The 11,418-nt window shown below is 68.6% G+C and carries 10 protein-coding genes and 1 other RNA gene; 6 read left to right on the top strand and 5 right to left on the bottom strand.

Annotation, left to right across the window (positions count from 1 at the left end; all coding sequences use genetic code 11):
* The first annotated feature begins 161 nt into the window (after positions 1-161).
* The 6 genes from FNH08_RS32005 (at position 162) to FNH08_RS53250 (ending at position 7,024) form a co-directional block, all read left to right on the top strand.
* Positions 162-1,469 carry an ABC transporter substrate-binding protein gene (locus tag FNH08_RS32005; RefSeq protein ID WP_152775022.1) on the top strand — a complete coding sequence of 436 codons (1,308 nt, stop codon included), beginning with the start codon at positions 162-164 and terminating at the stop codon, positions 1,467-1,469.
* Positions 1,466-2,437: a carbohydrate ABC transporter permease gene (locus FNH08_RS32000; RefSeq protein WP_152775021.1), complete on the top strand. Its 972-nt coding sequence runs from the start codon at positions 1,466-1,468 to the stop codon at positions 2,435-2,437. The genes FNH08_RS32005 and FNH08_RS32000 overlap by 4 nt, the downstream gene beginning before the upstream one ends.
* Positions 2,434-3,306 carry a carbohydrate ABC transporter permease gene (locus tag FNH08_RS31995; protein WP_152775020.1) on the top strand — a complete coding sequence of 291 codons (873 nt, stop codon included), beginning with the start codon at positions 2,434-2,436 and terminating at the stop codon, positions 3,304-3,306. Before FNH08_RS32000 ends, FNH08_RS31995 begins: the two co-directional genes overlap by 4 nt.
* A gap of 25 nt (positions 3,307-3,331) precedes the next feature.
* Positions 3,332-5,590, top strand: a complete 2,259-nt coding sequence (gene yicI, locus FNH08_RS31990) for an alpha-xylosidase (protein ID WP_152775019.1) — start codon at positions 3,332-3,334, stop codon at positions 5,588-5,590.
* Positions 5,591-5,636: 46 nt separating this feature from the next.
* Positions 5,637-6,647 carry a LacI family DNA-binding transcriptional regulator gene (locus FNH08_RS31985; RefSeq protein WP_194238681.1) on the top strand — a complete coding sequence of 337 codons (1,011 nt, stop codon included), beginning with the start codon at positions 5,637-5,639 and terminating at the stop codon, positions 6,645-6,647.
* A 242-nt stretch (positions 6,648-6,889) separates the two neighbouring features.
* Complete coding sequence (locus tag FNH08_RS53250; protein WP_265579814.1) at positions 6,890-7,024, top strand: hypothetical protein; 135 nt, start codon at positions 6,890-6,892, stop codon at positions 7,022-7,024.
* A 233-nt stretch (positions 7,025-7,257) separates the two neighbouring features.
* Here the strand turns inward: FNH08_RS53250 and ssrA are convergent.
* The 5 genes from ssrA to ftsE form a co-directional block, all read right to left on the bottom strand.
* Positions 7,258-7,663, bottom strand: a transfer-messenger RNA (tmRNA) gene (gene ssrA, locus FNH08_RS31980).
* Positions 7,664-7,787: 124 nt separating this feature from the next.
* The gene (smpB, locus tag FNH08_RS31975; RefSeq protein ID WP_152775024.1) at positions 7,788-8,330 is read right to left on the bottom strand and encodes an SsrA-binding protein SmpB; all 543 of its coding nucleotides are present in this window, start codon (positions 8,328-8,330) and stop codon (positions 7,788-7,790) included.
* A 110-nt stretch (positions 8,331-8,440) separates the two neighbouring features.
* A complete protein-coding gene (locus tag FNH08_RS31970; protein WP_152775017.1) occupies positions 8,441-9,616 on the bottom strand; it encodes a S41 family peptidase in 1,176 nt (391 codons plus the stop codon).
* 68 nt (positions 9,617-9,684) lie between these two features.
* On the bottom strand, positions 9,685-10,602 hold the full coding sequence (ftsX, locus tag FNH08_RS31965) for a permease-like cell division protein FtsX (RefSeq protein WP_152775016.1): 918 nt from the start codon (positions 10,600-10,602) through the stop codon (positions 9,685-9,687).
* Between the two features lie 46 nt (positions 10,603-10,648).
* A complete protein-coding gene (gene ftsE / locus FNH08_RS31960; RefSeq protein ID WP_322725853.1) occupies positions 10,649-11,338 on the bottom strand; it encodes a cell division ATP-binding protein FtsE in 690 nt (229 codons plus the stop codon).
* Between the last annotated feature and the right edge of the window lie 80 nt (positions 11,339-11,418).

Below are 11,418 nucleotides of genomic sequence, written 5' to 3'. Positions count from 1 at the left end.
GATCCCGCCCGCCCCATTGACTCCCCCACAGCCCGCACATACCTTCGCCTCGTCGAAGCGCTTCGACTTTATCTGTCGAAGCGATTCGATCGCGCCGTTCGACTCCCGGACGGCCGCTGCGTGATGCCCCGATACCCGTCCGACTCCCCCGGAGGCGCAGGATGTTGACGGCACGAAGGCGTAGGCGTAGGCGCAAGGCGGCGTTAGCCGCGACGGTTGTGAGCGGGGCCCTCCTGCTGGCCTCCTGCGGTGGTTCCGACAGCGGGTCCGGAGACGGCAAGACGCTCCGGCTCTGGCACTACGAGGGGCCCGAGAGCGCGATGGGCGTGGCGTGGGACGCGGCCGTCAAGGAGTTCGAGAAGACGCATCCGGGCGTGAAGGTGGAGTTCGAGGAGAAGGGCTTCGAACAGATCCAGAAGACCGCCCCCATGGTCCTCAACTCCTCCGACGCACCCGACCTCATGGAGTACAACAAGGGCAACGCGACGACGGGCAAGCTGTCGAAGCAGGGGCTCCTCACCGACCTCACGGCGGAGGTCACGAAGCGCGGCTGGGACAAGAAGCTCAGCGCGGGTGTCCGTACCACCAGCCAGTACGACGCGGACGGCGTCATGGGCTCCGGCAGTTGGTACGGCGTGCCGAACTACGCCGAGTACACGCTGGTCTACTACAACAAGGATCTCTTCAAGAAGCACGGCATCGACGAACCCACCACATTCGCCGAACTCACCGCCGCCATGGACAAGTTCACCGACGAGGGCGTCACCCCGCTCGCCAACGCCGGTGCCGAGTACCTCGCCCACCAGTACCTCTACCAACTGGCCCTCACCAAGGCCGACCGCGCCTGGGTCGACCGGTACGAGCTGTACAAGGGCGAGAACGACTTCCGCGACGCCGCCTGGACGTACGGCGCGGAGACCTTCGCCGACTGGGTGGACAAGGGCTACGTCGCGAAGAACACCGTCGGCGCGAAGGCCGAGGACGCGGCGGTCAACTTCATCTCCGGCAAGAACCCCATCCTCTTCTCCGGCAGTTGGTGGTACGGCCGCCTCAAGACGGAGGCGAAGTTCGACTGGGGCACCTTCCTCTGGCCGGACACGAAGCTCACCCTCGGCTCCGGCGGCAACCTCTGGGTGGTTCCCAAGAACGCGAAGAACAAGGACCTCGCGTACGACTTCATCGACATCACCATGTCCAAGAAGATCCAGAACCTGCTGGGCAACAAGGGCGGTGTCCCGGTGGCCGCCGACCCGGCCGCCATCACCGACCCCCAGGCCAAGCAGCTGATCGCCGACTTCAACTCCCTGTCGGAGAAGGACGGTCTGGCCTTCTACCCGGACTGGCCCGTCCCCGACTTCTACAACGTCCTCGTCTCCGAGACCCAGAAGCTGATCACGGGCAACGCCAAGCCGGACGCGTATCTGGACGCCTTGCAGGACGCGTACGACGAGGGCGCGCCGAAGCGATGACGGTGACCGTCGAACGGGGTGCGCGGGCCGTGGGCGGGCATCCGCACGGCGGCCGACGCCCCCGCCCCCGTATCCGTGACACGTACGCCCTGTTTCTCCTGCCCGGCGCCCTCGCCTTCCTCGCCGTCGTGGTCGTGCCGTTCCTGATGAACACCGGGGTGAGCTTCACCGACTGGCAGGGGGTGGGCTCGCCCGACTGGTCCGGGCTCGCCAACTACCGGGAGCTGATGGACGACTCCGCCTTCTGGGAGTCGTTCCGGCACAGCCTGTTCATGGTCGTCGCCATGGCCGTCGTACCGACCGGCATCGGGCTCGTGCTGGCCGCCGCGCTGTTCGACTTCATCGGCAAGCACTTCGGCAGCAGAACGGCCGCTGTCCTCCGCGCCTGCTTCTACCTTCCGCAGGTGCTGCCGATCGCGGTCGCGGGCATCGTGTGGAGCTGGATCCTCGCGCCCGACGACGGCTCGCTCAACGAGCTGCTGGAGGCCGTCGGCCTCGGCTCCTGGCAGCAGGACTGGCTGGGCGACCCCGACATCGCCCTCTACAGCGTCATGGGCGTGATGGTGTGGGTGCAGATCGGCTTCCCGCTCGTCGTCTTCATGGCGGGCCTGCAACGCGTCGACCCGCAGCTGTACGAGGCCGCCGAGCTGGACGGGGCGGGCTGGTGGCGCCGCTTCCAACACATCACGCTCCCCCAGATCCGCCCGGAGATCCATGTCGTGCTGACGTGGTGCACGATCGCCGCGCTGAAGGTCTTCGGCGCGGTGTACGTGCTGACCAAGGGCGGCCCGGGCGGCGCGACCGACGTCCCCTCCTACTTCTCCTTCACCACGTTCTTCGAGAAGACCCAGGTCGGCTACGGCGCCGCGATCTCCACGGTCCTCACCGTGCTCGTCCTGCTGCTGGCGCTGATCGGGCTCAGGCTCCAGACACGGGCCGAGGACGCCGAGGAGGGGCTCCGCACATGACGACAGCCACACGCACAGCCGCAGGCCCAGCCGGACGACCAGCCGCACGCACAGCCGTACGCCGCTACCCGGTGCTCGTGGCCCTCGCCATCGCCGCGCTCTTCATGGTCGTGCCGTTCCTGATCGTCGCGGTCAACGCGGTGAAGTCGCCCGCCGAGTACTCCGCCGACGGCCCGCTCAGCCTCCCCGACGGCCTCTACCTCGACGGTCTGAAGGACTTCTGGGAGCGCGTCGAATTCGGCCAGAAGCTCGTCAACTCGTTCCTGATCAGCGGCGCGGTGGCCGTGCTGGCCGTCGTGCTCTCCGTCCTCAACGCGTACGCGATCGGCATCGGCAGGATCAAGGGCCGCACCTGGGTGCTGGCCTTCTTCGTCCTCGCCAACGTGCTGCCGCAGGAGGCGCTGGTCTACCCGCTCTACTACCTGAGCAAGGAAGCCGGCCTGTACGACACCAGGCTGAGCGTGATCATCGTCTTCACGGTCATCCAGGCCGCCTTCGGCACCTATCTGCTCTCCGCCGTCCTGGGCCGGTTCCCGCGCGAGATCATCGAGGCGGCCCGCATCGACGGGGCCAACAGGTGGCAGGTGCTGTGGCGGATCGTCGTCCCGGTCAGCCGGCCCACGCTCGGCGTGCTGCTGGTCTTCTTCTTCATCTGGACCTGGAACGAGTTCCTGCTCCCCCTGGTCATGCTGATCTCCAACGACAACCAGACGGTGTCGGTGGCCCTCGGCGTCCTCCAGGGCCAGCGCCTGATGGACGCCACCATGACCAACGCGGCCGCGCTCCTGGGCGTCCTGCCCGCGATCGTCTTCTTCCTCGTCTTCCAGCGGACCCTCACCCGCGGTATCGCCGTGGGGGCGGTCAAGTGACGAATCCATCTCGGGGGTGTGGGACTTGAAGTTCACCGACGGCTACTGGCTGCTGCGCGAGGGCGTCACCGCGGCCCATCCGCACCAGGTCCTCGACGTGGTGGAGGGACAGGACGGGCCGGGCACCCTGGAACTGCACGCGCCGACCCAGCCCATCCGCCACCGCGGCGACCTGCTGAAGGGACCGGTCGTGACGATCAGCGCGCACGCGCCGATGCCCGACGTCATCGGCGTCACGTTCACCCACTTCGAGGGGGAGGAACCGCGCGGACCCCACTTCGAGGTCGGCAGTGAGGAGTTCACCGCCCAGACCTCGTACGACGACGACCACGCGACCCTCACCGCGGGCGCCCTCTCCCTCCGGTTCGCCCGCTCCGGCCCCTGGCAGGTCGACTTCCTCGCCCACGGCCGCACCCTCACCACCAGCGGCACCAAGGCCATGGGCATCATGCGCGACGCGACGGGCGCCCACTACCTGCGCGAGCAGCTCAACCTGGGCGTCGGGACGTCGGTGTACGGGCTCGGCGAACGCTTCGGCCCCCTCGTCAAGAACGGCCAGGTGGTCGACATCTGGAACGCCGACGGCGGCACCGCCACCGAACAGGCCTACAAGAACGTGCCGTTCTACCTGACCGACGCGGGCTACGGCGTCTTCGTCGACCACCCCGGCAAGGTCTCCTTCGAGGTGGGCTCGGAGGCGGTGTCCCGGGTCCAGTTCAGCGTGGAGAGCCAACAGCTCACGTACTACGTCATCTACGGCCCGACACCGAAGGAGATCCTGCGCAAGTACACCGCGCTCACGGGCCGTCCGGCCCTGCCTCCCGCCTGGTCGTTCGGTCTGTGGCTGTCGACGTCTTTCACGACCTCGTACGACGAGGAGACGGTCACCTCCTTCATCGAGGGCATGCGGGAACGCGAACTCCCCCTCTCCGTCTTCCACTTCGACTGCTTCTGGATGCGCGAGTTCCACTGGTGCGACTTCCAGTGGGACCCGCGCGTGTTCCCGGACCCGGAGGGGATGCTGGCCCGCCTCAAGGCGAGGGGACTGCGGGTCTGCGTCTGGATCAACCCGTACATCGCCCAGCGCTCCCCGCTGTTCGCGGAGGGCAAGGCGCTCGGCCATCTGCTGCGCAGGCCGGACGGGAGCGTCTGGCAGTGGGACCTGTGGCAGCCCGGCATGGCGCTCGTCGACTTCACGAGCCCGGCGGCCCGCGACTGGTACGCCTCGAAGCTGGAGGCGCTGCTCGCGCAGGGCGTCGACTGCTTCAAGACGGACTTCGGCGAGCGGGTGCCGGTCGACGTGGCGTACGCGGACGGCTCCGACCCGGAACGGATGCACAACTACTACTCCTACCTCTACAACCGCACCGTCTTCGACGTGCTGCGCAAGCACCGCGGCGAGGAGGAGGCCGTGGTCTTCGCCCGCTCGGCGACCGCCGGCAGCCAGCGGTTCCCCGTGCATTGGGGCGGTGACTGCGAGTCGACGTACGAGGCGATGGCCGAGTCGCTGCGGGGCGGGCTGTCGCTGGGGCTGTCGGGCTTCGGGTTCTGGAGCCACGACATCGGCGGCTTCGAGGGCACCCCGACCCCGGCCCTGTTCAAGCGGTGGCTGGCCTTCGGGCTGCTGTCCTCGCACAGCCGGCTGCACGGCTCGTCGTCGTATCGGGTGCCGTGGCTGTTCGACGACGAATCCGTGGACGTGCTGCGCGAGTTCACCCGGCTGAAGCTGCGCCTCATGCCGTACCTGTACGAGGCCGCGCGCGTCGCGCACACCGAGGGCGTGCCGATGATGCGGGCGATGGTGCTGGAGTTCCCCGACGATCCCGGGTGCGCGCATCTGGAGCGGCAGTACATGCTCGGCCCGGATCTGCTGGTCGCGCCCGTGTTCAGCGACGAGGGGGACATCGCGTACTACGTCCCCGAGGGCACCTGGACACACTTCCTGAGCGGGCGCACGGTGACCGGACCGCGCTGGGTGCGCGAACGCCACGGCTTCACCAGCGTGCCGTTGCTCGTCCGGCCGGGCGCGGTGATCCCGGTGGGCGCGGTGGACGACCGGCCCGACTACGCGTACGCCGACGGGGTCACCCTGCGTGCGTACGGGCTCCAGCGCGGGGCCCAGGTGACGGTGCCCGTCGGAGACGTGACGTTCACCGTGGCCCGCGAGGGGGACACGCTGCGGGCGTCCTGCGGTGATCCTTCGGCGCCGTGGGGACTGGCCACGGGTGACCGCGAGGTACGGGCGCGGGCGGGGAGCGGGTTCCTGACAGTGGAGCTGAGCTGATGTGCACCTGGGGCGATGTGGAGCGGGCTGAAGTGGAGCTGGGCTGATGGTGAAGATCACTGATGTGGCGCGGCACGCCGGGGTCTCCCCCAGCACCGTCTCCTACGCGCTGAGCGGCAAGCGCCCCATCTCCGAGGAGACCCGTCAGCGTGTCGAGGAGGCCATCCGCCTGCTGGGCTACCGTCCGCACGCGGGCGCGCGGGCGCTGGCCAGCAGCAGATCGAACGTGCTGGCGCTGGTGGTGCCGCTGCGGGCCGGGATTCACGTACCGGTGGTGATGCAGTTCGCGGTGTCGGTGGTGACCGCCGCCCGCGCGCACGACCACGACGTGCTGCTGCTGACGCAGGAGGAGGGCGAGGACGGGCTGCGGCGGGTCGCGGACACGGCCCTGGTGGACGCGCTGATCGTCATGGACGTCCAGCTCCAGGACCCCCGGCTGCCCGAGCTGCGCGCCCTGGACAGACCCTCGGTCCTGATCGGCTTCCCCGCCGAGCCCGCCGGGCTGACCTGCATCGACCTCGACTTCAGGGCGGCGGGCGAGGTGTGCGTGGAGCATCTGGTGCGGCTCGGTCACCGGGTGGTGGCGCTGGTCGGGTCACCGCCCGAGGTGTACGCGCGCGAGACCGGGTTCGCCCAGCGCGTGGCCCAGGGCTTCACGGCCGCCGCCACCCGGCACGGGCTGTCGTCCTCGGTCCACCCCTGCGAGGCGACCCCGGACGCGGCCCGCGCGGTCGCCGAGCAGCTCCTGCGGGAGCGGCCCGCGCTGACCGGGGTCGTCGTGCACAACGAGGCGATCCTGGAGCCGCTGATCGACGCCTTCGAGGGCCTCGGGTTACGCGTCCCCAGTGATCTGTCCGTCACCGCGATCTGCCCGAACGAGCTGGCCGGGCGCGCACGGCTTCCGGTCACGTCCGTGGATGTGCCGTCGGCGGAGGTGGGCGCCGGGGCTGTGGAGTTGCTGATGAAGAAGCTGGGCGGCGCGGGGGTGCCGGAGGCGACGCTGCTGGCGCCTCGGCTGACGGAGAGGGCTAGTACGGGGCGTCGCTCGGTGGCGTGATGAGTGGTTGGAGTGTGGTGCCGTGGGGGTGGGCTGTGTGCTGTACTTGGTCGCGAGGAGGGCGCCGCATTGGACGGGTGATGCATTACCCAGGCGGAGGCCCGAGCTCAACAGGAGCGTGTCGGATGTCCCCAGCCTGGAAGGGGACATCCGGCTAGCTGCTGAGCCACCAGAGAAGGTGGACCCCCGCACCGGAGCGGTGAACTCCGAACGGGGGCCCCGGCTCAACAGGAGCCAGTCGGATGTCCCCAGACGGTGTGGGGATATCCGGCTACCTGGTGAGCCACCAGAGCAGCCACCTCCTCACATGCTTCGCAGCCCGCTCCGGCAAGAGCCGGATCAGCCGGATGACGAGAGTCGGCTTCTGCTCCTCGTGACAGCCCATGTAGGGGCGTCCTCCCTTCGACGTGAGGCGGCCAGTCACCGTCCCGGGACCGCTCTCGTCGGGCCGGGCCCCGACGAGAAGGGGCCCGGAATGAAGGGAGGACGCACCCGTCCGGTGCGTCACGGATCAAGGCTAGACACGACGAAGGCCCCGCTGCCCGAGAGCAGCGAGGCCTTCACTCGCATGGGTTTAGGTGGTCCGTCTGGGTGACAGGACCTCCCGATCGTGTGGAGATGGCGGGAATCGAACCCGCGTCCAACGGTGCGGAATCAGGGCTTCTCCGTGTGCAGTTCGCTGTGATTTTCTCGGCCCCGGCGATCACGCGAACAAGTCGCCGACGGGCCCAGTCACTGTTTGATTTCCCTCTTCACCCCGTGACCGGGATCAAGGTTTAGTCCCCTAGCTGATGCCAGGATCCGGGTCGGGAACAGCCCCGGGCTGACACTCCCTTAAGTAAGGGGCAGTTGCCTAGTTACCTGAGATCAGGCAGCGAGGGCGAACTGCGTCGCCTTGGGAGAATCGCTCTTGATAGTGGCGATTATTTTTTTCGGCCTGTGGTTTACGAGATCATGGCCGCTTCCTCGACACGCTTCCCCTGCTTCGACAGCCGCTGTCGAAACCGATCATCCCCATGTTGTTTTTTCAATCCCTCCGGAGAGGGCCCTCCGGAGAGGGGCGCGCACCCTCTGTGAGGTGCGTTGCCATCGTACGTGACCAACGCGCGGCGATGCCACCGCATTCCCGGCGCCCTCGCCCTACTGGCCGCGCTGCTTCCGCTTCGCCGCCGCGATGGCCCGGTCCGACTCCCGCCGGTCCTGCTTCTCCCGGAGGGTCTGCCGCTTGTCGTACTCCTTCTTGCCTCGCGCGAGAGCGATCTCGGCCTTGGCCCGGCCGTCCTTGAAGTACACGGCGAGGGGCACGATCGTGTGACCCGTCTCCTGGGACTTGGACTCCAGCTTGTCGATCTCCTCGCGGTGCAGCAGCAGCTTGCGCTTGCGGCGCGCGGAGTGGTTGGTCCAGGTGCCCTGGGCGTACTCGGGGATGTGGGCGTTGTGCAGCCACGCCTCGCCCCCGTCGATCTGGACGAAGCCGTCGGCCAGCGAGGTCCGCCCCTGACGCAGCGACTTGACCTCGGTACCCGTGAGCACGATGCCGGCCTCGTAGGTGTCGATGATCGCGTAGTCGTGCCGGGCCTTCTTGTTCTGCGCGACGATCCTGCGCTTGCCGCCCTTCTCGCCGTCCTTGGCCTTGGCGGCCGCCCCGCCCTTCTTGGGCTGGGCCTCCTTGGGTACGTACATTCCCTTGCTCATAGTGCCGTCCATTTTCGCACTACGGAGGGGGCGTACGGGAAGCGCATTAACGCGGGCGGCGAAGAGGGGCGGGCCACTGTCCCAGGAAGAAGGGCGGGCTACTGCCCCAGCCCGCTCAGTACCGTCTCCGCCCGCTCCAGGGCTCCCTCGTCGGCCTCCAGGTCGGGGGTGATGCCGCGGCCGTCGACGCCTCGGCCGGAGGGGGTGCGGTAGTGGCCGACGGTCAGTTCGGCGACGGAGCCGTCGGGGAGGCGGCTCGGCATCTGGACCGAGCCCTTGCCGAAGGTGCGGGAGCCGACGACGACCGCGCGGCCGCGGTCCTGGAGGGCGCCGGTGAGAAGCTCGGCCGCGCTCATCGTGCCGCCGTCGACGAGCGCGACCAGGGGTCTCGTGGTGTCGCCGCCGGGATCGGCGTGCAGGGCGCGCTGGGCGCCGTTCTCGTCGTAGGTGGCGACCAGGCCGCCGTCGAGGAAGGCGGAGGCGGCGGTGACGGCCTCGGTGACCAGTCCGCCGGAGTTGCCGCGCAGGTCGAGGACGATCCCGGAGTCGGCGGGCGCCCGGTCGAGGGCGGTGCGTACGCGGTCGCCCGAGCCCCTGGTGAAGGCGGCGACCTTGATGACGGTGGCCCCGCCGGTGAGCCTGCGGACGGTCACCGGGTCCGTGGTGAGGCGGGCCCGGCGCAGGGTCTCGCTCCACGCGCGCGTGCCGCGCTGCAGGCCCAGGGAGACCGTCGTACCGGCGGAGGCGTCCTCGGCGTCGCCGCGCAGTAACGAGACGACCTCGGTGACGGGCCGGCCGTCGACACCCTTGCCGTCGACGCTGCGCAGCCGGTCGCCCTGGCGAATGCCGGCGTCGGCGGCGGGTGAGCCGTCCCGGACGCGGGTGACCTGGATACGGCCGTTCGTCTCGCGCCGGGCCCACAGCCCGACACCCGTGTACGCGCCGTCGAGGGCCTCCTCGAACTCCTCGTACTCGCCCTCGGAGTACACCGCGCCCCAGCGGTCCCCGCTGCGGCTGACGGCGCGCTCGGCGGCCTCCACGGGGGACTCACCCGCGGCCATGGCCTCGGCCGCGGCCTCGGTGACGGCCTGGCGGTGCCCCCCGGGCGTGGCGCGGAGCGCGGCGGTCGACGTCCCGTCCAGGGCGCCCGGCGCGCCGGGGCCACCGAACGAGCCGGTCGCGGCGCCTGTCGCGAGGACACTCGCGAAGACGAAAGTCAGGGCAGCCCCGCGGCGGAGGCAGCGGGGCCGACAGAACGGGTCTTGGCCTGACATGCCGGTGAGTCTAGGACAACGCAAAAGGGTCGTACGGCCGGTTGACCGAACGACCCTCTTGGCGTGCGTCACACCTTCAGGTACTTGCGCAACGCGAAGAACGCGGCCAACGCGGGCATCAGGAAACTCGCCGCGAGGATGAGCGGCAGCTTGGTCAGCACCGCGTCCCAGCCGACGAAATTGATGAGTTGGAGCTTCTGCGACAGGGCCACGCCGTTGTCGATCACGAAGTACTGCCCGAGCACGAGGAACGAGCAGGCGATGGTGCCGCCGATGAGCCCGGCGACCGCGGCCTCCATGATGAACGGCGCCTGGATGTAGAACCCGGAGGCGCCCACCAGCCGCATGATCCCCGTCTCACGACGACGGCTGAACGCCGAGACGCGCACCGTGTTGACGATCAGCAGCAGCGCCACGACCAGCATGACGAACATCACGCCGCGCGCCGCCCAGTTGAGGTACCCGAGCAACGTGAACAGATTGTCCAGGATGCCCTTCTGGTCCTGAACGGACTGCACACCGGCCCGCCCGTTGAAGGCACTCGCGATGACCTGGTACTTCTCCGGGTCCTTCAACTTGATGCGGTACGACTCCTGCATCTGGTCCGGGGTGAGGCTGCTGGCCAGCGGGGAGTCGCCGAACTGCTCCTTGTAGTGCTTGTAGGCCTGGTCCTGCGACTCGTACGCCACCTTGTCGACGACCGGCATCTTGCCCAGATCGGCCTTGATCTGGTTCTTCTGCTCCGTGGTGACGGCACCCTTGGCGCAGTTGGGGTCGGACTCCGCGTCACTCTTGTTGCAGAGGAAGATCGAGACGTTGACCTTGTCGTACCAGTAGCCCTTCATCTGGTTGACCTGGTCGCTCATCAGGAGCGAGCCGCCGAACAGGGCCAGGGACAGGCCGACGGAGACGATGACCGCGAAGGTCATCGTCAGGTTGCGGCGGAGACCGACACCAATCTCCGAGAGAACGAACTGGGCGCGCATGGCGTCTTTTCGGGCCTTTCCGTGGACGGATGCGGGGAGGTCTCGGTCAGTGCTGGTAGCCGTAGACGCCGCGTGCCTGGTCGCGGACGAGGAGGCCCTTCTCCAGCTCGATGACGCGCTTGCGCATCTGGTCCACGATGTTCTGGTCGTGGGTCGCCATCACCACGGTCGTGCCGGTCCGGTTGATCCGGTCGAGCAGCTTCATGATGCCGACGGAGGTCTGCGGGTCGAGGTTGCCGGTCGGCTCGTCGGCGATCAGCAGCTTGGGTCTGTTGACGAAGGCCCGCGCGATGGCCACGCGCTGCTGCTCACCACCGGAGAGCTCACCGGGCATCCGCTCCTCCTTGCCGCCGAGCCCGACGAGGTCGAGCACCTGCGGCACGGACTTGCGGATCTCGCCGCGCGACTTGCCGATGACTTCCTGCGCGAACGCGACGTTCTCACCGACCGTCTTGTTCGGCAGCAGCCGGAAGTCCTGGAACACGGTCCCCAGCTGGCGGCGCATCTGCGGCACCTTCCAGTTGGACAGCCGGGCGAGGTCCTTGCCCAGGACGTGCACCTGGCCGTGGCTGGCCCGCTCCTCGCGGAGGATCAGCCGCAGGAAGGTGGACTTTCCGGAGCCGGAGGACCCCACGAGGAACACGAACTCGCCCTTCTCGACCTCGAGGGAGACATCCCTGAGGGCGGGGCGGGTCTGCTTGGGGTAGACCTTGGAGACATTGTCGAATCGGATCACGGATGCACCACGGTTAGCCGGGGGTAGATGAGCGTGACCATACGCGAACCGGGTGCGGGAGTGCAGTCGCCGGTAGGGGT

Source organism: Streptomyces spongiae (assembly GCF_009377185.1).
GTDB lineage: Bacteria > Actinomycetota > Actinomycetes > Streptomycetales > Streptomycetaceae > Streptomyces > Streptomyces spongiae.
This window is presented reverse-complemented; position numbering and strand designations above follow the sequence as displayed.

Bases quoted from the DNA above. Each gene is read 5' to 3' on its own strand.
- ftsX (WP_152775016.1), bottom strand. From the start codon at position 10,602: ATGCGCGCCCAGTTCGTTCTCTCGGAGATTGGTGTCGGTCTCCGCCGC.
- smpB (WP_152775024.1), bottom strand. From the start codon at position 8,330: ATGTACGTACCCAAGGAGGCCCAGCCCAAGAAGGGCGGGGCGGCCGCC.
- FNH08_RS53250 (WP_265579814.1), top strand. From the start codon at position 6,890: ATGTCCCCAGACGGTGTGGGGATATCCGGCTACCTGGTGAGCCACCAG.
- FNH08_RS32005 (WP_152775022.1), top strand. From the start codon at position 162: ATGTTGACGGCACGAAGGCGTAGGCGTAGGCGCAAGGCGGCGTTAGCC.
- FNH08_RS31970 (WP_152775017.1), bottom strand. From the start codon at position 9,616: ATGTCAGGCCAAGACCCGTTCTGTCGGCCCCGCTGCCTCCGCCGCGGG.
- FNH08_RS32000 (WP_152775021.1), top strand. From the start codon at position 1,466: ATGACGGTGACCGTCGAACGGGGTGCGCGGGCCGTGGGCGGGCATCCG.
- FNH08_RS31995 (WP_152775020.1), top strand. From the start codon at position 2,434: ATGACGACAGCCACACGCACAGCCGCAGGCCCAGCCGGACGACCAGCC.
- FNH08_RS31985 (WP_194238681.1), top strand. From the start codon at position 5,637: ATGGTGAAGATCACTGATGTGGCGCGGCACGCCGGGGTCTCCCCCAGC.